Source organism: Ruegeria sp. CDSB086, from assembly GCF_059611065.1.
Genome location: NZ_JBXWOV010000001.1, coordinates 508,280 through 532,233 on the forward strand (window position 1 = coordinate 508,280; position 23,954 = coordinate 532,233).

Below are 23,954 nucleotides of genomic sequence, written 5' to 3' on the forward strand. Positions count from 1 at the left end.
CGCGACATTAAGTAGGCTGTTGTCAGCTTTGTCGCAGCTGAAAAAGGGTCAAGAGATGTATTTGCACAAAGTCGAAGGGCCAAGGTCCGTAACCCTGTCGGATGGAACGGTTTTATCGCGAAACGATCTGCCACCTGCAGAGACGACCAGATGGGTCGCTTCGCGCAAGGTCATTGTGGTGCGCGGCGTTCTATACGGGCTGATTTCGTTGTCGGACGCCAAAAAACGTTATGGGCTAAGCGATGAAGAGTTCAATTCTTGGGTTTCTGCGGTCGCTGAACACGGCGCGGATGCTCTGAAAGTGACGGCATTAAAAAAATATCGACAACCTAAAGATGAAAGTGAATAAATGATTCAACGGTAACGTCAGGTTAACCATTTTTGAGCAGTCTCAATTTGAATTGTTAAATTGACCCAAATTGGAGCAGTAAATGCGTATACTTCTTGTCGAGGATGATCCAACCACGTCGAAAAGCATTGAGCTGATGCTGACGCACGCCAACCTCAACGTCTATGCGACGGATCTGGGCGAGGAAGGCATCGATCTTGCCAAACTGTACGACTATGACTTGATCCTTCTGGACCTGAACCTGCCGGACATGAACGGTCACGAAGTATTGCGGCAGCTGCGCATTGCGCGGGTTGAAACACCCATCCTGATCCTATCGGGCGCTGATGACACCGAAAGCAAAATCAAGGGCTTTGGTTTTGGCGCAGACGATTACATGACCAAACCCTTCCACCGAGAGGAGCTGGTTGCCCGCATCCACGCAATCATTCGTCGGTCCAAGGGGCATTCCCAATCCATCATTCATACAGGTCGGGTCGCGGTGAATCTGGATGCCAAAACCGTTGAGGTTGAAGGCAAGGCTGTTCATCTGACTGGCAAGGAATACCAGATGCTCGAACTGCTCAGCCTGCGGAAGGGCACAACGCTGACCAAAGAGATGTTCCTGAACCATCTTTATGGCGGTATGGACGAGCCCGAGTTGAAAATTATTGACGTTTTCATCTGCAAACTGCGCAAAAAGCTCAGCAATGCGACCGGCGGCGAAAACTATATCGAAACCGTCTGGGGCAGGGGCTACGTGTTGCGCGATCCCCAAAGCAACAGCTTGGACGAACGTCGGATCGCTGTTGGAGCCTGACTTAAAATGAAATCTGGTCGCTGTAGGTTCAGGGCGACCACCTCACTCATGGAACAGCACATCTGGACCTAGCCATGGCCTCGCCCTATCACTGGGTTCAAAGACTATGTGACAGGGCGAGGCCATGAGCGATTCAATTGCGGTAACAGAGCTGACGGAAGATCAAGCACGTGCCGAGCTGGCACGGCTTTCGGAATTGATTGCGCGGGCCAACACGCTGTATCACGCCGAGGACGCCCCAGAGATCTCGGACGCCGACTACGATGCGCTAAAGAGGCGAAACGCGGACATCGAGGCGCGTTTCCCCAAGTTGAAACGGCTCGACAGCCCCACAGATCAAGTGGGCGCAAGACCGGCGGAGGGATTTTCAAAACTCGTACACGCTGTCAGAATGATGTCCCTGGGCAATGCGTTCAACGATGAGGACGTTTCGGATTTTGACAGGTCAATCCGCAAATATCTGGGATTGAGCGACACGGCCGAGCTGGGTTTTACTGCTGAACCCAAGATTGACGGTCTGTCCCTATCGCTAAGATATGAACAGGGGAAGCTCCTGCAGGCGGCAACCCGAGGCGACGGCGAGATTGGTGAAAACGTGACTTCGAACGCGCGGACGATCTCGGACATTCCGCACAGCGTCAAAAACGCTCCGGAGGTTCTGGAGGTGCGCGGTGAAGTTTATATGTCGCATGAAGACTTCGACAAGCTGAACGCGCGACAGATAGAGCTGGGCGAAAAGATATTTTCAAATCCACGAAACGCTGCCGCGGGGTCGTTGAGGCAGCTTGACGCGAAAATCACACGATCCCGTCCGCTGCGGTTTTTCGCTTATGCCTGGGGTGAGTTGTCTGCCCCTTTGGCCGATACACAAATGGGTGCCATCGAACGGTTGGCGGAATTCGGTTTCTCAACCAACCCACTGACAGCATTGTGCGAAACAACAGATCAGTTGATCGGACATTACCGCAGAATCGAAGCCCAACGCGCCACTCTTGGCTATGACATCGACGGCGTTGTCTACAAGGTGAACGACTTGGCGCTGCAGGCCCGGTTGGGGTTCAGGTCCACGACCCCAAGATGGGCCATTGCGCATAAGTTTCCCGCTGAACTTGCATGGACAAGGCTGGAAGCCATCGACATTCAGGTGGGTCGAACGGGTGCGCTCAGCCCGGTTGCCCGGCTGCACCCGGTAACTGTTGGTGGCGTCGTCGTGTCCAATGCCACGCTGCATAACGAGGACTATGTCGCTGGTCGCGACGCAAAGGGCGGTACGATCCGGGATGGGAAAGATATTAGGGTCGGCGACTGGGTGCAGGTTTATCGCGCGGGCGACGTGATCCCAAAAGTGGCGGATGTCGATATTTCGAAACGTCCAGATGGCGCGCAACCTTATGATTTTCCCACAACCTGTCCGGAATGCGGCAGTGATGCGGTTCGGGAAGAAGGCGATGCCGTTAGACGTTGCACCAGTGGGATTATTTGCCCGGCGCAGGCTGTTGAAAAATTGAAACATTTCGTATCTCGGAAAGCGTTCGATATCGAAGGGCTGGGCGCCAAGCAGATTGAAATGTTCTACGATGACCCGGACTTGCCAATTAAAACCCCGGTGGACATCTTTACACTGCAGACCAGAGATGCGGCCAATCTCAACAAGCTCGCCAACCGTAAGGGTTGGGGTGCGCAAAGTGCCGGGAACCTTTGGGCTGCAATTGATGAAAAACGCCAAATCCCATTCGGACGCCTTCTTTTTGCATTGGGCATTCGACATGTCGGAGAGGCCGCATCGAATCTGATCGCGAACCACTATGGCTCCTGGCAAGAATTTGAACGCGCCGTCACCGCAGCCGCTGATTTCGAAGGTCCTGAGTGGGACGAGCTTTTGGGTATTGATGGCGTAGGTGACGTCATGGCGCGCGCGTTGGTTTCTGCATTTGCTCAGGACGCAGAACGCGCCAGCATCGACGCTTTGGTCGAGCAATTGGACGTGCAGGACGCCAAACGACCCGACACATCGGGCAGTCCGGTGGCTGGCAAGACGGTTGTCTTTACAGGGTCACTTGAAAAGATGACCCGCGCCGAAGCCAAGGCCCGGGCCGAGGCACTGGGGGCCAAGGTCTCTGGTTCGGTCAGCAAGAAGACCGATTTGCTGGTAGCAGGCCCGGGTGCGGGCTCCAAGGCCAAGAAGGCAGCAGAACTTGGTATCGAGACGCTGGACGAAGATGAATGGCTGCACCTGATCGGCACCGCATGAGCGGCCGCCCTGAAATCCTGTTTCCCCTTTTCGCGGGGCTCGAGACTCTGGAGGGCGTTGGCCCCAAGACTGCGCAGACAATGGTGCAGGCGGGGATCGAGTCGCCGCGTGATGTGCTGTTCGGCTTGCCCTACGCTGTCGTGGACCGCAGGCGGCGCGATACAATCCAGGGGGCTGATCTGCCAACGACATTGACGGTTGAGGTCACGGTCGGTACCCACCGACCGTCGCGAAGCAAGGGCGGGGCCTACCGCGTTCATGTCGAAGACACGCAGACCGAGTTTCAGTTGGTCTTTTTCCACGCGCGTGGCGACTATTTGAAAAAAGTTCTACCACAAGGCAGCCGTCGTGTGATCTCTGGCAAGCTCGAACTGTTCGACGGCATGGCGCAGATGGTCCATCCAGATCACATGCTGCCCGTGGAAAGCGCGGATGACATTCCTGAGTTCGAGCCGGTTTATCACCTGACGCAGGGCATCACCCAAAAGACGGCGTACAAGGCGGCACGTAGCGCATTGACCCGCGCACCAAAGCTGGCTGAGTGGATTGACCCTGCGCAAGTGTCAAAACAGGGCTGGGCGGATTGGGCCACGGCTGTATCCGCGGCGCACAATCCACAGGGGGCGGGTGATGTGGCCGCGCATGCGCCAGCCCGGGAACGCCTTGCCTATGATGAGCTTTTTGCCCATCAGGTGACGCTGGCTTTGGCGCGACAACGCGAGCGAAAGGCCCGGGGCATCGTGAGCGTCGGCACTGGTGCTCTGCAAGCTAAAGTTCTTGCTAATCTGCCTTACAAACCCACCGGGGCCCAGGCGCGGGCGATCAAGGAAATAACCGCCGACATGGGCTCGGACGCACGGATGAACCGATTGCTGCAAGGCGATGTGGGCGCAGGGAAGACCTTGGTCGCCTTCATGGCACTTCTGGTCGCGGTCGAGGCTGGTGGACAGGGTGTCATGATGGCGCCGACCGAGATTCTGGCCAGGCAGCATTTGGAAGGCCTGCGCCCGCTTGCCGAAGAGGCCGGAGTCGTTCTGGAAATCCTGACGGGACGGGACAAGGGCGCCGAACGGCGTGCAAAGTTGGCCGCCCTAAAACTGGGCGATATTCACATCCTTGTCGGCACCCACGCGGTGTTTCAAAGCGATGTGGAGTTCCACGCCCTGCGACTTGCCATTGTGGACGAACAGCACCGGTTTGGGGTCCGACAAAGGATGGAGCTGTCCGAAAAAGGGCAGGGCGCGGATGTTCTGGTGATGACCGCGACACCGATTCCGCGCAGCCTGGCTTTGGCGCAATATGGGGACATGGACGTCTCTGTTCTGGATGAAAAACCACCGGGGCGGAAACCTATCAAAACGGCGATTATCAGCACCGAGCGTATGGATGACGTCGTGGCGCATTTGCGTCGGGCTATCGATGAAGGACGTCAGTGCTATTGGGTCTGTCCGCTGGTCGATGAATCCGAAGTCTCGGACCTGACGGCAGCGGAAGAGCGGTTCAAACGGCTGCGTGCCATACTGGGCGAGGGTATTGTCGGCCTGGTCCATGGCCAGATGCCCGCGTCCGACAAGGATGCCGCAATGGCCGCGTTTCAAGAGGGCCGAACAAAAGTACTTGTTGCCACGACTGTAATCGAGGTTGGCGTGAATGTTCCGAACGCCTCGATCATGGTGATCGAACGGGCTGAGATATTCGGGTTGGCTCAACTACACCAGCTGCGCGGCCGCGTGGGACGGGGTGAGGCGGACTCGACCTGCTTGTTGATGTATCAACCCCCGCTCAGTGAAGGTGGGCGCAAACGGCTGGAAGTTCTGCGTGAGACCGAAGACGGGTTCCGGATATCAGAGACTGACCTGCAGATGCGCGGCGCAGGTGACCTGATCGGTACGGCCCAATCCGGGTTGCCTAAATTCCGGATTGCGGACCTGGAACGCCAGGCCGGATTGATGGCTGTAGCACAGACGGACGCACGCAATTTGCTTAGCAAAGACCCGACCCTGGCCACGGAACGTGGGCAGACGGTGCGTGTTCTACTTTGGCTTATGAAACAGGATCAGGCAATCCGTTTAATTTCAGTGGGTTAGTAAATTAGTTCTGCAAAGTTCACAAATGTTCTCAAAAAGTTCTTTACCGACTCGGTAAAATATGAGAACAAAAGGTCAACAAAGGATTAAAACCCGACCGGAGGTGAGACCATGCTGACCCAGATCAAGACCGCCATAAGCCGTTCGCATTCCACGCTATTGCAGGATGCGGCAGGTGCGGTGTCATTGGTGGTGATGCTGGTGGTTGCCCTTCACCTTCCCGGAGCGTTCTGACCCTTTCTGCCTGCGATCTCGTGCCGAAAACTCCGCGCCGTCGTCCCCATTTCTGTCAAGGGTGACCTGCCTGTCCCAATTCCCTTGAAAGGGCCATGCCTCGGCCCTGCGCGGAAATCCGGATCCCACGCGAGACACGCATTGCCTGCCGCCGCCCTTTCCGCCCGGAAGGAGCGGCGGTTTTTTTTACAACTGACCGGTTTTGAAGATTTCGAGCATGGCCGACAGCACGGAATTCACTGCAACCGATGCCAGGATCATCCCCATGATGCGGCTGATAATGGCGGCACCGGAATGGCCAATCAGTCGAATGATCGGCTCGGCCAGCAGCATCAAAACAAAAGCGATAGCCACGACAGACAACATAACCAATGCCGTGATGCCTTGATCCGCCACGCTGAACCGGTTGTTGTCGGTCAGTATAACCACGGCCAGCATTGCACCCGGCGACGCCAGTGAGGGTACCGCCAGCGGAAAGATCGCGGGGTTGGGCTTGTGGAATTTGTCTTCCTGATCGTCTTCTGCTGCGCGTTGTTCAACCTCTTGTTTGCTTTCGCCAAAGATCATCGTCAGGGCGAACAGGAACAGGATGATCCCTCCGGCCACTTGGAACGAGTTCAACCCGATATCCAGCGCCTCGATCAGCAGTTGTCCAAAGACAAGGAAGAACAGCAAAACCCCGGCACTTATGAACGCCGCCAACAGGGCTGTTTTACGACGCGCCGCCGCCCCAAGCCCGGCTGTAACGGCGATAAATACGGGAATTGTTCCAATCGGATCAATAACGACCCACAGGGTAACAAAATGTTCCAGCAAACTATTCAAACCAAATTCTCCCCAAAACTTTGGCGGAGGTTAGATGGGTTTGAATTGAATTACCATCTTCAGGCGCAGTTGGCCTGTTCGGCTTTTTCCATAGCTTCAGCAGTAGCATCCAACGCCAGCAGAATCGAAGCGTGCCGGTTCTTGTAATCACGCGCAGGCATAAGAACTTCCAGCCCGTTAAACGGTGCGTCCGGAGCAGGGCCGTCTTTCTTCAACATAGCCGACAGCTGATCCCGCGCGGTTTCGATTTGCGCGCGCGTGGTGCCAATTACAGCGGATCCAACGACCGAGGCCGAGGCCTGACCCAAGGCGCAGGCCTTAACGTCCTGACCGAATCCGGAAACGCGGCCGTCCTCAACCTTGACGTCCACGGTTACGGTAGACCCGCACAAAGGCGAACGTTTCTTTACGGTTGCATCTGGGTTTTCCAGCCGTTCCAGATGCGGAATATCCGCAGCCAGGGCCAGAATGCGCCCGGAATAGAGCTTTATCAGGTCGTTCTCGCCAGACATGGCTTTCCCTCGTTGCGTGTTCCCCATACATAGTGAGCATCCAACGGGATGCAAAAGGTTTTTACAATGTCTGAGACCGTCACCTTCGATCCGTCCAGCCTGACGTACAACGACGCTGGTCTGATTCCAGCCATCGCACAAGATGAGGCCTCGGGCGAGGTATTAATGATGGCGTGGATGAACGCCGAAGCGATTGAAAAAACACTGGAAACGCGCCGCGTAACGTATTGGTCGCGGTCGCGTCAATCGTTCTGGATCAAGGGAGAAACCTCAGGCCACATGCAAGAGTTGGTCGATTTTCGCGTTGATTGTGACCGCGACTGCCTGCTTGTTTTGGTGCGACAGACAGGCGCGGCCTGCCACACCAACCGGCGCACTTGTTTCTACACTGCTGTTCGGGATGATGCAGAAGTCGAACTTATGGGCCCAATGGAATAGGCCAATTAAAGCCCGACCATTGCCCGTATCTGTTTCGCGGAAACGCCTTCGGCGCGGTATTTGGAAATGGCGCGAGCATCGTCACGTTTGGCCAAACGTTTGCCCAAGTCATCTCGGATCAGCTTATGATGGTGATAGACAGGTGTCGGCAAGCCTAGCAGGGCCTGCAACAGAACATGGATACGCGTCGCCTCGAATAGGTCCTGACCGCGTACGACGTGGGACACGCCTTGTTCCGCATCATCCAGAACGACGGATAGATGGTAGGATGTTCTCATATCGCGCCGGGACAATACCACGTCTCCGATTGTGTCTCGTAACTCATCGGCCGTGAAAGCGACTGTGCCCGATTCCCCGTTTGGTCCCACGCCATTTTCTTCGAAGAACGGCTTTTGGGCAGATGGTTGAGTGGCGATCCTAAACAGATCTGGAACCACACGCGCAGCCATTTTAATGTCCAATCGAAGGGGCGTTTCGTGCGGGATCGGCCCCGTTCGATCTGACACATCCCTGCACGTGCCCGGATAAATGATCCCATCCGGCCCATGAAGAGGTATACCTTCCTGTGGTGCCCCGGCGGCTGCGGCAATGTCCCGACGATTGCACGTGCACGGGTACAGCAAGCCCCGCGACCACAATGCCCTCAGAGCGTCTTCGTAGGTCGACACACGAGACGATTGCCGCATCACGGGTTCTGGCCAGGTCAATCCAAGCCAGGTCAAATCGTCATAAATCTGCTCTTCCCAATTTACCCGGCAGCGGGAGCGGTCGATGTCTTCGATCCGCAGCAAAAATTGACCGCCTTCAGCGGCGGCCATATCACTGGCAAGAAGTGCAGAATAGGCATGGCCAAGATGAATCGGCCCCGTAGGAGATGGGGCAAATCTGGTTATGAATGTCACGTCTTTTCAACAACATATACGTCAGATTTAAGGTCCATCCCGGGAAGATGCGGCCCGTATTCCCGAAACAACAACCGCGCAGCGCCCATGTCCAGCCAATCGTTCAAACGGGTGGTGAAGGACGGGTCGTCAAGTGTGTGATCGTTGAAGGAAAAGGCCAGTAAGCCACCTCTGGGTAGCGCCTTCATCAAAAGGTCGAATGTCTCTGGCGGGGCGGCGCCGGTTCCGATCACGCCAATCGCTGTGATTGCCTTATAGGCATCTTGCTCAAGCGGTTCCGGATCGGTGATCTCAAACGTCGTGAGGTTTCTGTAAACCCCCTTGGCGGCCGCCCCTTCAAGCATCTTTGGTGTGGGATCCACACCATCGATCACCTGAAATCCCGTATCGTGCAGGGCTTTGCCGGACAGACCCGTGCCACAACCGTAATCCAGAACAGGCGTCTGCGGTTCGGGCATCTGAGACCAAAGTGCCTCGGCCACGCGGCCAGGCGTGGCGTAGCCATGTGACCCCACTTCGGCGTCGTATGACGAGGCCCACTTCTGATAGTGCGTACGGGTCGCTTCGGGCGTATCAAGCCCGTAGGCGTCTTTGAGGTATTTGTCGCTCATACCCGTATGTTAGGCCGGTAGGGTGCAATGCGTCCAGTCAGCAATGCGCCAGCCAGTCTGTCCATTCCGTCTTGGCCCGGTCGGTGTAGGCCTTGTACCGGTCCTTACGGCCCCGGCGCCCCCCTTTGAGGCCATCAACCGGGCGAAACAGACCAAAGTTGACGTTCATGGGTTGAAAGGTCTTGGCTTCGGCCCCGCCGGTGATGTGGTGTATCAACGCGCCCATGGCACTGTCCTGCGGGATCTCGGGCAGGGAACGCCCCAGGATCTCGGCAGCAGCCAGCCGCCCAGCCAACAAGCCCATTGCAGCGCTTTCCACATAACCCTCGACGCCGGTGATCTGGCCGGCAAACCGAATATTCGGCTTTGATTTCAGCCGCATCTGCGCGTCCAGCAATGTCGGAGAGTTGATGAACGTGTTGCGATGAATCCCGCCTAGGCGCGCGAAACTGGCATTCTCAAGACCGGGGATCATGCGGAATACGTCAGTTTGTGCACCATATTTCATTTTGGTCTGAAAGCCGACGATGTTGAACAACGTACCCAGTGCGTTGTCTCGGCGCAGTTGCACAACAGCATGAGGTTTGACGTCAGGCTGATGCGGATTTGTCAGGCCGACCGGTTTCATCGGACCGTGGCGCAGCGTCTCGCGGCCCCGTTCCGCCATAACCTCGATGGGTAGGCAGCCGTCAAAATACCCGGCAGTTTCACCTTCGTGAAATTCGGTTTTGTCAGCGGATAGCAGGGCGTCAATGAAGGCCTCGTACTGATCGCGGTCCATGGGACAGTTCAGGTAGGCCGTCCGCTCTTCTTCGGTTTCGCCCTTGTCATAACGTGACTGCATCCATGCCTGGCTCATGTCGATGCTGTCGGCATAGACAATGGGCGCGATCGCGTCGAAGAACGCCAGAGCCTCAGCACCTGTCTGAGCCCTGATCGACTCGCCCAGCGACGAGGATGTCAGCGGACCCGTCGCAATGATCCAGTGGCCGTCGTCGGGTAGGGCAGTGACTTCTTCGCCCGTCACCTCGACCCGTGGATGGGCCTGCAGTTTGGCGGTCACTGCTTCGGCAAACGGATCACGATCCACGGCCAATGCGCCACCGGCGGGCAGGCGATGCGTATCGGCGGTGCCCATGATGATGCCGTTGGCTTCGCGCATTTCCCAATGCAGCAGACCGACGGCATTCTGTTCGTCGTCATCCGAGCGGAAGGAGTTCGAACACACCATCTCGGCCAGATTGCCGGTCTGGTGCGCAAAAGTGCCCACTTTGGGCCGCATTTCGTGGATTACAACGTCCACACCCATTTCCGCTGCTTGCCAGGCCGCCTCGGACCCTGCCATGCCGCCGCCAACTATATGCAATTTCTGTGTCATGAGGTGCCACATAGGGCACAGCATCGCGCAACGCAACACACGCAAGATTTCGCGTTGATTAGCTAGTAATTTAAGGAGGGTACTTGGGGTCGCCGCAGCGGGAATGTCAGCGCCGGTGAGAGAAACCAGCTTGGAGGGACCTTCCGCCTACAGCGACCCAAAAGCGTATTTGGGCCTAAGCCATGTCTCAGCTTTGCCACAGTGTGGCCCTTTTGAAAAGGACTAAATTGCGAACAGTCGCGAAAATTACCTTAAATAATCTCGTTATTGTTCCCAATTTGGCGGTCTTTTTTCGATAAATGCAGATATTCCTTCTTCGGTATCCCGATGCATCATATTCTGCGCCATTACCTCTCCGGTATAGGCGTAGGCCTGTTCGATCGGCATATCCAATTGCTTGTAATAGGCCTGTTTGCCCACTTTGACCGCTGATCCAAGCTTGTCCGCCAGTTGTTCGGCCAGCGCCATCGTTTCATGTTCCAACAACATTTCGGGTACTGCGCGATTGACCAGGCCCAGCTCTGTCGCGCGTTCTGCGGAGATGAACGCGCCTGTCGTCAACATCTCAAATGCCTGTTTCCGGGGGATATTCCGGCTGAGGGCCACCATTGGGGTCGAGCAAAACAACCCGATATTGACCCCGTTTACACCAAAGCGCGTGCCTTCGGCTGCAATCGCAAGATCACAAGTGGCCACCAGTTGGCAGCCGGCGGCTGTGGCGATGCCGTGGACTTGCGCGATCACGGGTTGCGGCAGGGATTGAATCGAGAGCATCATTTTGGCGCACTGCGCGAACAAGTCCTGGAAGTAGGCTTTTCCCCCATCCTCGCTCTGACGTCCGGCAGTCATCTGTTTCAGATCGTGACCTGCGCAAAACGCGTTGCCTTCGCCGGACAGGATCACGGCGCGAATGCTCGAGTCGTTACTTAAGGCGTCGAATTCAGCCTGAAGTGCTGCCAGCATCTCTTCGCTCAGGGCATTCAGGCGCTCTGGCGCGTTCATTTTTAAACGGGCAACGCCATTCATGTCGTTACGTTCCAGAATTCCCATCTTGCTCTCCGATCTGATGTCAGGCCAACTCTAGGGCGGCAATTCGAGGAGGGGAAGTATGTCGTTGGTTTTGAACCGCGAACAACTGTCAGATTATCTGGTCGAGGTTTTTCCACAGGTCGAGAAGGACTTTGTTATCGACAGCCTGGATGAAAACTCAATCACCATGCGGCTGAAGGTCGGGGACAGGCATCTGCGGCCAGGGGGGACAGTTTCAGGCCCGTCGATGTTCGGTCTGGCCGATGTCAGCGTCTATGCAATGATCCTTGCATTGAAAGGACGTCAGTCGCTGGCGGTGACGACGGGGTGTTCGATGGATTTCATGCGCAAACCCGATGGGGCCAACGATATGATCGCGCGCTGCAGCTTGCTGAAACTGGGCAAGACGCTTGCGGTAGGCGATGTTCTGATGTTCTCGGAAGGCTCTGTCAAACCCGTTGCGCGGGCTACGATGACCTATTCATTGCCACCTGCAGGGTCTGCAGCAGCGTCGTTTGGATAAAAAAAGGGCCGGGTATGAAACCCGGCCTAGGAAGAGGTCCCTATAGGGACTGGGGATAATTAATACTGCCAGAAATAGCGTTTGATCTCGCGGTCGGCCGCGGGGCGGGTCAGGCCGACATCTTTAAGCATGCGATCATCCAGCTTGGACAGGTTAATTCTGCTACGGCGCTGTCGTTCCCACTGTGTGACAGTCGCCGCAAACCGCACGGCCAGCGCGGCGATCATCGGCAGCCGAGGGCTATCGTTCAGCAGCATGAGGGCGGGGTTGTGCATATGGCGTGTCATCTTGGGTATCCTTTCAAATTGTATTGACACAAAGTACTAATGTTCGGTACATGTGTGTGATACATTCGGGATTGTGTCAAAAGCAAAGGAAGAATTGTAATGGATACAATTTGGCCAGAGGCGTTACCAAAATCCAAAGGTCCCAAGTACACACTGGTCGCCGACACAATACGAAAAGCGATTGAGAACAAAGCGCTGGAGATAGGGTCTAAACTGCCTCCAGTCCGGGAGCTTGCGTATCGGTTACAAATAACGCCCGGCACGGTTGCCCGGGCATATACGATTCTGACGGAAGAAGGCTTGCTACAAGCCGAGGTTGGACGTGGTACATTTGTCGCCCCTCCAAAATCACCTTTGCTGGACGATGTGTGGGCAAGACAACTTCACCTGCGCGACGACAAGTACAACGCCGATGTCAGCCTGTTCAGCCCCAGATTACCGGACGTGGGGCAGGTGGCATTGATCAGGGAATGTCTTAAGAAAGTGTCCCAAGCCGATCCGCGTTTGCTGATGAATTACCCGACGCGCGATGCGTACCAACCCATGCGGCAGGCGGTCGTTGAATGGCTCTCAGATCTGCCGCTTGGCGCAGTGACCCATGATGATGTGGTTCTGACGCATGGTGGGCAAAATGGTCTTTGCCTTGTGTTTCAGACGATCCTGCGCGGCCCCAAGCCGGTCGTTCTGGTTGAAGATCTGTCATATGCCGGTTTCCGTCGGGCAGGTGAGTTGATGCGAGCCGAGGTTGTCGGCGTGAAGATGGACAAGTGGGGCGTTGACCCTCAGGCTATGGATCACATTTTGCGTCAGACCCAGGCGCAAGCAGTTTGCGTCTCGCCCGAGGTGCAAAACCCAACCGGTACACATACGCCGCTGGAACGTCGAAAAGAGGTTGTGGAAGTCGCCCGCCGCCATGATTTGCAGATCATTGAAGACGATTGCTATCGAATGGGGGACGCACGCGAGCCCAGCTATCGCGCTTTGGCACCTGAACGGGGTTGGCATGTTTCGTCGATCTCAAAGATCCTGACGCCAGCCCTGCGGGTCGGGTTCGCCATCGCCCCGCGCGAACGCAGCGTCGATCTTCGGCGCTCAGCCGAATACGGCTATTTCGGTTTGGCACAACCGCTTGCAGAACTGACCCGGCTGTTGCTGTCTGATCCACGGACACGGCAGATCGCCAGGGACGTCCGTGCCCGGATGGGCGATTATGTCCGGGTGACGGTCAATGCGCTTGGCGGCTTTGATCTGAACTGGGCGCCGGACGTGCCGTTTGTCTGGCTGAACCTACCGTCGGGTTGGCGTGCCGCCGCATTCAGCCGTGCTGCTGAACGCGAAGGCATTCAGTTACGGTCTGCCGACGAGTTCGCGCTGCGGGACGGGCGTGCCCCCAACGCCGTACGCATTGCGATGAATGGGCACGTGTCGTTGGAGCGGTTCGAGGCCGCAATGCAGCGCCTGCGTGCACTTTTAGATAATCCGCCGGAACAGATCAGCGTCTAGGCCCCTAGCTCAATGGGGCGGGGTCACCAAAGAACCCGGCCAGATGTGAAATCTTGCCTTGTTCATCCAATTGAACGAAATCGTGACCGGTCACCATTACGGTGCCGTCGGGGTCAACCATATGCCAAGTAAAGTGGACGACATCGTGATGATTATTGGGGTTACTGGTCAGCTCAACCCGTCCGCCAGAGCTTTGGAGGACTTCCCCGATATGATCGCACAGATTTGACCGTCCGTTCACTTCTGCCGTCGGGTCTACATAGACGCCATCCGTGGCGAAACACTTGGTTAATAGGTCAAGGCGTTGACCTTGGTCCGCCTGTTGCCAGGCCGCCCCGTAATCGGCGATGGTTTGCTGCCAATCCATTCTCTGGCCACTCCTTTTTTGATCGCTGGTCTACGACAGTATATCTGGCCGGGGATATTTGCGGAAATTGATGGCGATTTCATGGGGTAAAATAATACCTATTTCGTAATATGCTGTAATTGCTAGATTATTTTTGATTCCATGTTCTTGACGCGCCACAAGGGTACATCTAAATACGCAACATCGAATTCGGGCCGCTCCGTATGTGGGCGGTCTTTCACATCAAACAGGACTATCCTGCCATGAAAACCTTTTCTGCAACACCTGCAGACATCGACAAGAAATGGATCCTGATCGACGCCGAGGGCGTTGTTCTGGGTCGCCTTGCTTCGATCGTCGCCATGCGTCTGCGTGGCAAGCACAAAGCGTCGTTCACCCCGAACATGGACATGGGCGACAATGTCATCGTGATTAACGCTGACAAAATCCAGATGACCGGCAAGAAGCGCGAAGAAAACTTCTACTGGCACACTGGCCACCCGGGCGGCATCAAGTCGCGCACCAAGCAGCAGATCCTTGAAGGCAAGCACCCCGAGCGTGTTGTGACCCAAGCGGTCAAGCGCATGCTGCCTGGCAACCGCCTGTCGCGTCAGGTTATGACCAACCTGCGTGTTTATGCCGGTGCTGAGCACCCGCATGAAGCCCAGTCGCCCGAAGTTCTGGATGTTGCATCCATGAACAAGAAAAACACCCGGAGCTAATGACCATGGCTGATCAGATCAATACTCTCGAAGAGCTGAGCGCCGTTGCAGGCGTTGAGGTTGTGGCCGAAGAAGTCATCGTGCGCGAACCCGTACGTGACGAACTGGGTCGCTCTTATGCCACCGGCAAGCGTAAAGACGCTGTTGCCCGCGTTTGGATCAAGCCGGGTTCCGGCAAGGTCACCGTAAACGGCAAGGATCAGGACAAGTATTTTGCGCGTCCCGTTCTGCAGCTGATCCTGCGCCAGCCGTTCCAGGTTGCCGGTGTTGAAGGTGAATTCGACGTTGTCGCAACCGTCAAAGGCGGCGGCCTGACCGGTCAGGCCGGTGCGGTCAAGCACGGCATCTCGAAAGCGCTGCAGCTGTACGATCCGTCGCTGCGTGGCGCACTGAAAGCCGCTGGCTTCCTGACCCGCGACAGCCGTGTTGTTGAACGTAAAAAATACGGTAAGCGCAAAGCGCGTCGTTCGTTCCAGTTCTCGAAGCGTTAATTCGCCACCGAGTACACAAAATCAAAAGGGCTCGCATGTGCGAGCCCTTTTTCGTTTGAGATGCGTGTTGGGGGTTATTCTTCGTACACCATCTTCCAGGCACCGTTTTCGACAACATTCACATAGACTGAGTCAGCCCCCTGATGGTCATCAGGTCCAAAAGTCATGTGGTTGCCCACCAGTTCATCCTGATAGTCCAGCGTTTCCATCGCTGCGATAAAGCTTTCATGCGTCAGATCGGGGCCAGCAGCCTCAAGCGCTTTGACCATCGTTTCGGCCGCAGAATATCCCAGCATGGCAAATCCGACGGGGTCTTCACCGGTTGCCGCTTTATATTCTTCGATAAAGGCGGCAGGGGCGGGGTCTTCTGCGCGGGACCACAGATCCTGCCACGACGCGGCGGCGTAGAACCCGTCTGTCACTCCGCCCGGCACCTGCGCAACAACAGTCAGGAAACTGGCCGATGTACCGAGAAACTTCATATCCGTCAGGCCCATCTTTTTGGCGGTGCCGACAACGGTAATGGCCTGACGCACACCCAAAGCGATCGTGACGATATCGCACCCTTCTTCCTTGAGCTTGCTCAGCGAGCCCACGAAATCCGTTTCATCCGGCTTGTGCGTGGTCTCGGCGACAAACGCGATACCGGCTTCTTCGGCACCGGCCTTGGTACCTTCGACGATTTCGGCACCAAAATCGGTTGGCAAGTACATCGAACATACAGACTGCCCGCCGAATTCGCCCGCCAGATACTTCACGCCAACACGGCTTTGGTCAAAGTAGGTCGAAAAGGCCGTGAACTTGTTGTCCATCGGTTCCTGCAGCATTTGCCGTGCAGCGGACAGTGGGGCGACATTGGGAATACCTTTTGGATCCAACAACTTGAAGCCCGCGACATTCATCGGAGTTCCCAGCGACTGTAGCATCGCAAACACCTTGTCGCGGTTCAGCAGCTTATTATAGCCCTGCATCGCACGCGGCATCTGATATCCGTTGTCCTCGACCACATAGCGGATCGTACGTCCGTGCACGCCGCCATTGGCGTTCACGCGATCGAACACCACATTCGCACCTTTGGTGGCCGGAACACCGACTGCGGCGAAGATACCGCTCAGATCGTTGACCGAACCGATGATGATCTCATCATCCGTGACACCCTGTGTCTGTGCGTTGGCAAGGGTCGCCGAAGCCGTGAAGGCGGTGGCCGCCGCCAGCCGCATGATCACATTCTTCATCTTTCTCCTCCCTTTAGGTTATCTCTTTTTTTAACTGTACATGTCTTCAATAAGATGGCCGTGTTTCTTTTCGACAAAACTGCGTTTCAGCTTCATTGTCGCGGTCAGTTCATCATCATCTGCGGTCAGAAGCACATCGATCAGGCGAAAGTCCTTGATCTGCTCGACCCGTGCAAAATCCTTATTCACAACATCAATTTCCGCCTGAATCTGATCTTTGACTTCGGATGCGGCACATAAGGATGCAAAATTCGTGAACGGGATCTTCCGATCTTGTGCAAATTTCTCAACGTTTTCCTGATCAATCATGATCAGCGCGGTCAGATACTTGCGCTTGTCGCCGATGATCACCGCGTCCGCGATATAGTGGCTGAATTTCACTCGGCTTTCGATCTCGGCCGGGGTGATATTCTTGCCACCGGCAGTGATGATGATGTCTTTCATGCGCCCCGAAATGGTGACGTAGCCGTCATCATCGATATGCCCCAGATCGCCGGTTCGCAGCCAGCCATCGGCGGTGAAAGTCTCGGCCGTTTTGGTGTTGTTACGCCAATATCCCTGAAAAATATTAAGGCCCTTTAGCTGAATCTCACCGTCGTCGGAGATACGGATATCATTTCCGGGCACAGCGCGTCCGATGGTTCCGACCTTATTGCTTTCAATGGTGTTTAGCGTCGCCAGACCCGAGGTCTCGGTCATCCCGAACCCCTCGACCAACGGCACGCCAATTGCCCAGTACCATTTCAGCAAGTCCGTTGAAATCGGAGCCGCGCCTGAACCTCCGCGCCGCATCTTGTCCATACCCAGCATGCGGCGCAGGTTGCGCAGAACCAGCCGGTCCCACACCCAGAATTGCGCGGCGACACCGGCTGGGACGGGTTTGCCGGCTAGAATGTACTCGGCCCGAGCAAGCCCTGCCTTCAGGGCCATGCCAAAGGCTGCGCGGCCCGTGGGCGTCGCATCCTGCGTCATGATCTGAACGTAGGAATAAATCTTCTCCCAAACACGCGGAACAGCGGTGAAGGTCGAGGGTGAGATCTCTTGCAAGTTCGCAAACACGGTCTCCGGGCTTTCGGCAAAATTTACGATGCATTTGGCGGCAAGTGGGAAGTAGATGGATACGTCACGCTCTAGAATATGGCACAGCGGTAGAAAGCACAGCTGTTCGTCCGTCTCTAAGGCAGGCAACGCATGTGCCCCACATTCTATTGCCGCAAGGATGTTCTCATGGCTCAGCATCGCGCCTTTCGGCATTCCCGTGGTGCCCGAGGTGTAGATCAACAGCGCGGTATCCTGCGGCGACGCCAGCGCGATTTCAGCCTCGAAACGATCGGGATCTTCAGCCTCGGCTTGTTGGCCCAGCGTATACAGCGCGTCGATCATCATGCAGCGCGCATGATCTAGGTCGTGCAGCCCCTCATCGTCAAGAATGATGACATTCAGCAGCCCGGGAACCTCATCTTCGACCTGCAGGAACTTGTCCAGCTGCTCTTCGTTTTCGACGATCAGAAATCGGCTGTCGCTGTCATTGATCAGGTATTTCAGCTGGTTGGCCGAGTCGGTGGTGTAGACACCAGACGCGATGCCACCAACGGCCTGAATGCCCATGTCGAACCAGGCCCATTCCTTGCGGTCCTCTGACAGGATCGAGACAACCTCGCCGCGCTGCATCCCCAGTTTGCGCAGGGCCAGCCCAATCCACTTTGCGTGCTGCCAGTAATCTGTCCACGAATACGACCTCCAGATGCCAAGGTCCTTTTCGCGGTGCGCCGTTCGATCACCAAGCTCAGTGCAGCGGTTCCGAAACAGCTCGCAAATCGTGGTGCTTCCATCGACACAAACCGGGCGTTGGCCGGGGGTTGCGTTCAGGCGAACGCCGTTGACTGTGATCTGAGGGGGCAGGGTGCTGATATTCATCTGTCTCACCTCCACGTCTTTTTCCGCTTCCAACGGCGGTTTTCCCGCGCGCCTTCTTCCTGAACGCCCAGATAGAAATTCTGGATGTCCTCTGACCGCATCAGAACATCTGCTGCGCCGTCCATGACGATGCGTCCGACCTCCATTACATAGCCATGGTGGGCCAGTTCCAGGGCGGCGTTGGCGTTTTGCTCGACCAGCATCATGGTCATGTTTTGCTCGTCATTCAGTCGTTTGAGGATGCCAAAAATTTCCTGAACCAGCAGCGGTGACAGACCAAGCGAGGGTTCATCCAACAGCATGATCTTTGGGTTGGCCATCAAGCCACGGCCGATTGCCAACATCTGTTGCTGCCCGCCAGATAATGTTCCCGCCTCTTGGTTGCGACGTTCCTTGAGGATCGGAAAGTATGAGAACACCAGATCCCGATCGTGATCGATCTGACCCTTGTCCTTCAGGGTATAGGCCCCGAGGCTGAGGTTCTCGTCGACCGTCAGCAATGGAAACACTTCACGCCCTTCGGGCACGTGAACGATGCCTTGCTGCACGACCTTATGTGGCTCGGACCCCTGAATTTCGTCGCCTTCAAACGTGATCTTGCCCTTTTCCGGATCCATCACGCCAGAAACGGTTTTCATCAGCGTGGTCTTGCCCGCGCCATTGGCGCCAAGGATCGAGACAATTTGGCCCTGATGAACATCCAGAGAAACACCCCGGATCGCCATGATCGGACCATAAAAACTTTCGATGTTGCGGATTGTCAGGATCGGCTCGCTCATGAGGCTTTCCCCAAATAGGCCTCGACCACCGCCGGGTGCGACTGAACCTCAGCAGGTGTTCCCAGCGCCAGTTTCGCGCCGTCCGCCATTGCAAGAACGCGGTCTGAAACGCCAGACACCAGCCCCATATCATGCTCGACCATCAGTACCGTGATCCCCATCTGCCGCCGGATATCGTCAATCCACCAGCGCATGTCGGTTGTTTCTTCGACTGACAGACCCGAGGCCGGTTCGTCCAACAATAGCAGCTTGGGATCGGTGGCCAGTGCGCGGGCCACCTCGACTACCTTACGCACGCCATAGGGCAGGCCAGAAATCATTTTGTCGCGGAACGCCTGCAGGTCGAGGAAGTCGATAATCTCTTCGACCTTTTCGCGGTTCTCCAGTTCCTGTCTTCGTGCGGAGGGCAGAAACAACACCTCGGACAGCATGTTGGTTTTGCGGTGGCGGTGCCGTCCGACAAGCAGGTTCTGCAAGACCGTGGCATGCTCGAAGAGTTCGATGTTCTGAAATGTCCGCGCCACACCATATGCAGCCACGCCGGACGGTTTGGCCTTAAGCAAGTCGTGCCCGTCGTAACGGATTTTGCCTGCGTAGGGGTCGTAGAAACGCGAGATCAGGTTGAAAACCGTGGACTTCCCTGCACCATTAGGGCCAACGATGGCGAAAACCTCGCCTTCCTCGACTTCGAAAGATAGATCATTGACGGCAGTCAACCCACCGAACTTCAGGGTGACGTTTTCGAACTCAAGAAGGCTCATCTCAGGCGCTCCGTCTTGAGGTAGGATTTCTGCCGCTTGAACATGTCCTTGCGATAGAAGGGAAACAACTCGAACCACGTGCGGATTTTCAGCCAGCGCCCGTACAGGCCCATCGGTTCAAACAGGATGAAGGCGATCAGGATCATACCGAAGATACCGAACTCCAACCCCGGGATGGCGACGGTATTGCCACCAAACACTGCGCCCACGTACTCCTTTGATATCGACAGGAACTGGGGCAGGAACCCGATCACGATTGCTCCAAGGAACGCGCCGTGGATGGATCCCAGACCACCGATCACGATCATCATCAGTAGCTGGATTGAGATCAGGACGCTGAACGTCTCATTGTTGAATGCACCCGAGAACATGCCCATCAACGCGCCCGCCCATCCGCTGACCGCGCAGGACAGCGCGAACGAGATCATCTTGGTCCGGGCAATGTCCACGCCCATGGCCTGTGCCGACACTTCAGAATCCCGAACAGCGATAAAGCTACGCCCCAAAGGCGCGCGCAACAGGTTGATGTAGCCAAGCGTCACCAGCACCGCCACACCAAGAACCAACCAGAAGAACTGAACCGGAGTGCCCCAGCGGTCGACCAGGAACCCGAAGATCTCGACACCGCCAAGATATTTGCCCGCGACACCGCCCGTAATCGGCTCGGCCAGAACGATGACGTCATCCATCAGGATGGACAGGGCCATTGTGAAGATCGCGAGATATATCCCGTGCAGTCGCAGGGCAGGGATGGCGACCGTCACTCCGGCCAACCCGGTCAGAATACCAGCCAAGGGGAAGGCAATCAGGAACGGCACGCCAGCTTCAAGAAGAATGACGTTGGCGTAGCAACCAAAGGCCAAAAACGCGGCATGACCTAGGCTGACTTGCCCTGTGTGACCCGTCAGGATCATCAACCCCAGGCCCGCGATGGCCCAGATCAGCACGTTTGTCAGCTCACCCAGGTAGAAGTCGTCCAGCCACCACGGAGCGGTGGCGACAACTGTCAGCAAGATCAGGTACAGGCAAAGCTGATACGCGTCCTTCCAAGGTCGGATATCCTGCATGTAGTTGGTTTTGAACACAATCCGCATGACTTAGACCTTCTTGACCCGAACCTGGCTGAACAGCCCATTCGGGCGAAAGATCAGCACCGCAAGCAACAGCGCATAGGGCGCAATCTGGCTGTACCCTGCTGCAATGTAACGGCTGGCAAAGGGTTCAATCACGCCGACGATCAGCCCGCCAGCCAATGCCCCCGGCAGGCTTCCAAAGCCACCGATTACGGCTGCGGCGAAGGCCTTGATGCCGAGCAAACCAGTGGTTGGATCGACAGACCCCTTGGCCGCGAACAAGATGCCTGCAATCCCCGCGACAACCCCCGCCAGAGCCCAGATAAAGCCCTGCACACGCTTCACCGGTATTCCCATGTAATACGCTGCCAACTGGTTCTGCGACGCGCCCTGCATCGCAAGACCCAGCTTGGTTCGACTGAAGAAAACATACAGCCCCCAGGTCAGCAAGATGGTCACGACGATGACCGCGACGTCCTCCATCCCCAGCACCAGTCCGCCAAAGCGGACTTCCTTGCCGGCCAACGGGTTTTGAAGCGTCTGTGGCTCGTGCCCCCAGATCAATCCGGCTGCGAACCGGATTACGAAACCCAAAGCGATGGTCAGGATAACAACTGCCGTTTGGCTTTCCCCAAACAAACGCCGGATGATCAGGCGATCAAGCAAGTAGCCCAACGCGCCCATGATCCCCAATGAAATCGGCAAGGCCATCCAGAAGGGCAGCCCCATATACTCCGTATTCGTAAGCCCGATCGTCACGAAGGCGCCCAACATCATGAAGTCGCCCTGCGCGAAATTCACCGCCTCGGTGGCCTTGTAAATCAGCACAAAGCCAAGCGCGATCAGGCCGTAGACACAGCCATTCGCCAGCCCGCTGATCAGCAGCTGTGCGTTATCCAAGTTTGTCCTCCCATGCCGGTTGGCCCGGCGTTCCTTACGTCCCGGACATCCTCCTTCGTCCGGGGCTTTGTTCTACTATGGCGTGATAATCACCTTCCCGTCACTCTTTTTCAGAGCATTGGCCAGATTTGCCACCACATCGCGCAAGCCAAGCCGTTCAGAAACATCCGTTTTCCAGCGTCCGTCAGCAAACCGGGCCTGTACTTCACCAACAACTCTCATCTGGTCCGCCGGAGGCGTTGACATCATCCACTTGGTCAACCAGAACCCCTCGATCCGCTTGCCCATAAAGATCAACTGACCGGTCTGTGTCAGTTTTGGCAATTCGGGGCTGAGCTTGCCGTAGATGACCCACCGCGCACCGTTGGGCATCGAACAGAAAATCTGCTCGGAAACCTGATCCGTCACGGCATCCAGAAAGACACATGGCTTCAGTTCCATGCTGAGCGCTGCGAATTTCTGTATCATGTCCGGGTCGGACGTGACCAAGACCTCATGAGCGCCAAGTTCTTTCAAGGATTCAACTGCCTCGGCCCGACGCACGATTGCGATTGGTTTCAGTCCCAAATCGCGTCCAAGCGAGCACATGAGTTTGCCCAACTGGCTGGTGGCCGCGGAAACGACAAAAGCATCGCCCGCACCCCGCGCGATGTCCACCATGGCCATCGCCGTCATGGGATTGATGACCTGGGCGGAACCATCTTCGTCTGAGATATCGGGTCGCAGTGGGATACACATCAGCGCCTGCGTCACGACATACTCCGCCCACGCCCCGGAACCAGCCGCCACAAAGGCAACCCTTTGTCCCTGCAACGCTTCGGCACCGGTGCCGGTGGCCACCACGTCGCCACAGCCTTCGAACCCGGCGGGCGTGCCTTTGACACGCGGTTGCCCGTATTCTCCCTTGATAAAGTGGAGATCGGATGGATTCACCGACGCCGTCCGTAATTTGATCAGCACCTGACCGGGACCAGGTTCGGGCACGGGAAGCTCGGCCTCGGCCAGCCAATCGGCGGCATCCTCGATAAAAGGACCTGTGGCCGATCCGGAATAGCCGTCATGGGTTTGAATGACGGCGAACATGTTTGGGGGCAGGGTGGTCATTATGTCTCCTATCTCCTGTGCGGACACAGCACAGAACAGGTCTGTTGCAAGTGGTGTTGCGTTGGATTTAGGGGCAGCCAATCAAACGGGTGCTGAGACGTCAATCAGAGTTGCGCCTGACGTAACGGGAATGCGCGCCCGGTAAAGAAAAAGGGCCGCTCAAAATAGAACGGCCCCCAGAAATTATTGTTGTCCAGTCAAAAGCGTGCGCAGCTCTTCGATCTTCTGAGCAATCAACTGAGGGGATGCCTTGATTTCATCCAGGATACCCAAGGCTTTTGTTTTCAGGTCCTGTGACAACTGGCTATCCTGAACCGAAGCTACCATGGCGTCATAGTCAAAATTCTCGACGGAAAGCGTACCTTCTTCGATCCAGGAATTCAGCAAGTCTTGCCCCTGATTGGCCAGGGACGCGACCTGATCTCCGGCCTGGTCGGCCAGATCGGAGGCCGCCTGTCCGGCTTGTTCGGCCGCTTCGGTGGCCTGGTCAGCAATGGAAGATGCGGCTTCGCTCGCCTGTTCGGTGGCGGCATCCACGGCATCATTTACGGCCGCACCTGCGTCCTGGGCCGCCGATTGCAGGCTTTCGGCAGGCGTGGGTTCGGGTTGATTGAGGTAATAGTAAGCTCCGGCGCCAAGTCCGGCGACGATAACAGCTAATATGAGAGTACGCGACATGGGGTTCTCCTTGAAATATGTGTCGCTTAGATGAGGGTAAATTATCAGTGATCAAAGGGGAATTCCCAGAAATTCATTTCAATTCGGGGGTTTGAGCCAGCCTGCGCCGATGTGATGGAACCAGGTGGCAATAACACGCCGTCATGCGGACAGCACGGCAGGTGAGCTTGATTATTCGCCAAAATCCGAGGCGGAATTGGGCCGGAAGCAGACACATTCG

26 protein-coding genes are annotated in these 23,954 nt (G+C 56.2%); 10 read left to right on the forward strand and 16 right to left on the reverse strand.

What is annotated here, in order from left to right:
- The first annotated feature begins 55 nt into the window (after window positions 1-55).
- The 5 genes from sciP to AC2FIO_RS02515 all read left to right on the forward strand — a co-directional run bounded on the left by sciP (window position 56) and on the right by AC2FIO_RS02515 (window position 5,720).
- Entirely contained in the window at window positions 56-349 is a 294-nt protein-coding gene (sciP, locus tag AC2FIO_RS02495) for a CtrA inhibitor SciP (RefSeq protein WP_496695424.1), read from the forward strand.
- 82 nt (window positions 350-431) lie between these two features.
- Window positions 432-1,148, forward strand: coding sequence for a response regulator transcription factor CtrA (ctrA, locus tag AC2FIO_RS02500; protein ID WP_113790658.1), 717 nt, complete (start codon window positions 432-434; stop codon window positions 1,146-1,148).
- Between the two features lie 124 nt (window positions 1,149-1,272).
- Entirely contained in the window at window positions 1,273-3,399 is a 2,127-nt protein-coding gene (gene ligA / locus AC2FIO_RS02505) for an NAD-dependent DNA ligase LigA (RefSeq protein WP_496695427.1), read from the forward strand.
- Window positions 3,396-5,486 carry an ATP-dependent DNA helicase RecG gene (gene recG / locus AC2FIO_RS02510; protein WP_496695647.1) on the forward strand — a complete coding sequence of 697 codons (2,091 nt, stop codon included), beginning with the start codon at window positions 3,396-3,398 and terminating at the stop codon, window positions 5,484-5,486. Before ligA ends, recG begins: the two co-directional genes overlap by 4 nt.
- 111 nt (window positions 5,487-5,597) lie before the next feature.
- Window positions 5,598-5,720, forward strand: a complete 123-nt coding sequence (locus tag AC2FIO_RS02515) for a hypothetical protein (RefSeq protein ID WP_255414864.1) — start codon at window positions 5,598-5,600, stop codon at window positions 5,718-5,720.
- Window positions 5,721-5,906: 186 nt separating this feature from the next.
- On the opposite strand, the gene AC2FIO_RS02520 is transcribed toward AC2FIO_RS02515, so the two are convergent.
- Together AC2FIO_RS02520 and AC2FIO_RS02525 are read right to left on the reverse strand one after the other, a co-directional pair.
- Window positions 5,907-6,545: a MarC family protein gene (locus tag AC2FIO_RS02520; protein WP_058277905.1), complete on the reverse strand. Its 639-nt coding sequence runs from the start codon at window positions 6,543-6,545 to the stop codon at window positions 5,907-5,909.
- A 59-nt stretch (window positions 6,546-6,604) separates the two neighbouring features.
- Window positions 6,605-7,057 (reverse strand): iron-sulfur cluster assembly scaffold protein, encoded by a 453-nt coding sequence (locus AC2FIO_RS02525; RefSeq protein ID WP_496695429.1) that lies wholly within the window; start codon window positions 7,055-7,057, stop codon window positions 6,605-6,607.
- Between the two features lie 48 nt (window positions 7,058-7,105).
- Between AC2FIO_RS02525 and hisI the strand changes: the two genes are divergently transcribed.
- Complete coding sequence (gene hisI, locus AC2FIO_RS02530) at window positions 7,106-7,495, forward strand: phosphoribosyl-AMP cyclohydrolase (RefSeq protein WP_496695431.1); 390 nt, start codon at window positions 7,106-7,108, stop codon at window positions 7,493-7,495.
- A 5-nt stretch (window positions 7,496-7,500) separates the two neighbouring features.
- Here the strand turns inward: hisI and gluQRS are convergent, their stop codons facing one another.
- From gluQRS to AC2FIO_RS02550, 4 genes are all read right to left on the reverse strand, one after another.
- Complete coding sequence (gene gluQRS / locus AC2FIO_RS02535) at window positions 7,501-8,397, reverse strand: tRNA glutamyl-Q(34) synthetase GluQRS (RefSeq protein WP_496695433.1); 897 nt, start codon at window positions 8,395-8,397, stop codon at window positions 7,501-7,503.
- Window positions 8,394-9,008 (reverse strand): class I SAM-dependent DNA methyltransferase, encoded by a 615-nt coding sequence (locus AC2FIO_RS02540; RefSeq protein WP_496695435.1) that lies wholly within the window; start codon window positions 9,006-9,008, stop codon window positions 8,394-8,396. The genes gluQRS and AC2FIO_RS02540 overlap by 4 nt, the downstream gene beginning before the upstream one ends.
- Before the next feature lie 37 nt (window positions 9,009-9,045).
- The gene (gene trmFO, locus AC2FIO_RS02545) at window positions 9,046-10,386 is read right to left on the reverse strand and encodes a methylenetetrahydrofolate--tRNA-(uracil(54)-C(5))-methyltransferase (FADH(2)-oxidizing) TrmFO (protein WP_058271586.1); all 1,341 of its coding nucleotides are present in this window, start codon (window positions 10,384-10,386) and stop codon (window positions 9,046-9,048) included.
- 264 nt (window positions 10,387-10,650) lie between these two features.
- Window positions 10,651-11,436: an enoyl-CoA hydratase gene (locus AC2FIO_RS02550; protein WP_496695436.1), complete on the reverse strand. Its 786-nt coding sequence runs from the start codon at window positions 11,434-11,436 to the stop codon at window positions 10,651-10,653.
- A 58-nt stretch (window positions 11,437-11,494) separates the two neighbouring features.
- On the opposite strand from AC2FIO_RS02550, the gene AC2FIO_RS02555 reads away from it, so the two are divergent.
- Entirely contained in the window at window positions 11,495-11,938 is a 444-nt protein-coding gene (locus tag AC2FIO_RS02555; RefSeq protein WP_496695438.1) for a PaaI family thioesterase, read from the forward strand.
- Between the two features lie 59 nt (window positions 11,939-11,997).
- Here the strand turns inward: AC2FIO_RS02555 and AC2FIO_RS02560 are convergent, their stop codons facing one another.
- Window positions 11,998-12,225, reverse strand: a complete 228-nt coding sequence (locus tag AC2FIO_RS02560; protein ID WP_058271589.1) for a DUF1127 domain-containing protein — start codon at window positions 12,223-12,225, stop codon at window positions 11,998-12,000.
- A 99-nt stretch (window positions 12,226-12,324) separates the two neighbouring features.
- Here AC2FIO_RS02560 and AC2FIO_RS02565 point away from each other — a divergent pair, with 99 nt between their 5' ends.
- Window positions 12,325-13,728 (forward strand): aminotransferase-like domain-containing protein, encoded by a 1,404-nt coding sequence (locus tag AC2FIO_RS02565; RefSeq protein WP_108858649.1) that lies wholly within the window; start codon window positions 12,325-12,327, stop codon window positions 13,726-13,728.
- 4 nt (window positions 13,729-13,732) lie between these two features.
- Here the strand turns inward: AC2FIO_RS02565 and AC2FIO_RS02570 are convergent, their stop codons facing one another.
- Entirely contained in the window at window positions 13,733-14,095 is a 363-nt protein-coding gene (locus tag AC2FIO_RS02570; RefSeq protein ID WP_496695441.1) for a nuclear transport factor 2 family protein, read from the reverse strand.
- A gap of 242 nt (window positions 14,096-14,337) precedes the next feature.
- Here AC2FIO_RS02570 and rplM point away from each other — a divergent pair, with 242 nt between their 5' ends.
- Both rplM and rpsI read left to right on the forward strand, forming a co-directional pair.
- Window positions 14,338-14,796, forward strand: a complete 459-nt coding sequence (rplM, locus tag AC2FIO_RS02575) for a 50S ribosomal protein L13 (protein ID WP_058271592.1) — start codon at window positions 14,338-14,340, stop codon at window positions 14,794-14,796.
- Between the two features lie 5 nt (window positions 14,797-14,801).
- A complete protein-coding gene (rpsI, locus tag AC2FIO_RS02580; RefSeq protein WP_058271904.1) occupies window positions 14,802-15,287 on the forward strand; it encodes a 30S ribosomal protein S9 in 486 nt (161 codons plus the stop codon).
- Between the two features lie 74 nt (window positions 15,288-15,361).
- Here the strand turns inward: rpsI and AC2FIO_RS02585 are convergent, their stop codons facing one another.
- The 8 genes from AC2FIO_RS02585 to AC2FIO_RS02620 form a co-directional block, all read right to left on the reverse strand.
- Window positions 15,362-16,522, reverse strand: a complete 1,161-nt coding sequence (locus AC2FIO_RS02585) for an ABC transporter substrate-binding protein (protein WP_496695443.1) — start codon at window positions 16,520-16,522, stop codon at window positions 15,362-15,364.
- Window positions 16,523-16,552: 30 nt separating this feature from the next.
- Window positions 16,553-18,439 (reverse strand): AMP-dependent synthetase/ligase, encoded by a 1,887-nt coding sequence (locus AC2FIO_RS02590; RefSeq protein ID WP_496695444.1) that lies wholly within the window; start codon window positions 18,437-18,439, stop codon window positions 16,553-16,555.
- A gap of 5 nt (window positions 18,440-18,444) precedes the next feature.
- Window positions 18,445-19,218 carry an ABC transporter ATP-binding protein gene (locus tag AC2FIO_RS02595; protein WP_282168330.1) on the reverse strand — a complete coding sequence of 258 codons (774 nt, stop codon included), beginning with the start codon at window positions 19,216-19,218 and terminating at the stop codon, window positions 18,445-18,447.
- Entirely contained in the window at window positions 19,215-19,979 is a 765-nt protein-coding gene (locus AC2FIO_RS02600) for an ABC transporter ATP-binding protein (protein ID WP_282151185.1), read from the reverse strand. The genes AC2FIO_RS02595 and AC2FIO_RS02600 overlap by 4 nt, the downstream gene beginning before the upstream one ends.
- The gene (locus AC2FIO_RS02605) at window positions 19,976-21,073 is read right to left on the reverse strand and encodes a branched-chain amino acid ABC transporter permease (RefSeq protein ID WP_282168329.1); all 1,098 of its coding nucleotides are present in this window, start codon (window positions 21,071-21,073) and stop codon (window positions 19,976-19,978) included. The genes AC2FIO_RS02600 and AC2FIO_RS02605 overlap by 4 nt, the downstream gene beginning before the upstream one ends.
- A 3-nt stretch (window positions 21,074-21,076) precedes the next feature.
- The gene (locus AC2FIO_RS02610) at window positions 21,077-21,952 is read right to left on the reverse strand and encodes a branched-chain amino acid ABC transporter permease (RefSeq protein ID WP_058277918.1); all 876 of its coding nucleotides are present in this window, start codon (window positions 21,950-21,952) and stop codon (window positions 21,077-21,079) included.
- Window positions 21,953-22,027: 75 nt separating this feature from the next.
- The gene (locus AC2FIO_RS02615) at window positions 22,028-23,056 is read right to left on the reverse strand and encodes an alcohol dehydrogenase catalytic domain-containing protein (protein WP_496695447.1); all 1,029 of its coding nucleotides are present in this window, start codon (window positions 23,054-23,056) and stop codon (window positions 22,028-22,030) included.
- Between the two features lie 183 nt (window positions 23,057-23,239).
- Window positions 23,240-23,734, reverse strand: coding sequence for a hypothetical protein (locus AC2FIO_RS02620; protein WP_282118451.1), 495 nt, complete (start codon window positions 23,732-23,734; stop codon window positions 23,240-23,242).
- Window positions 23,735-23,954 lie beyond the last annotated feature (220 nt).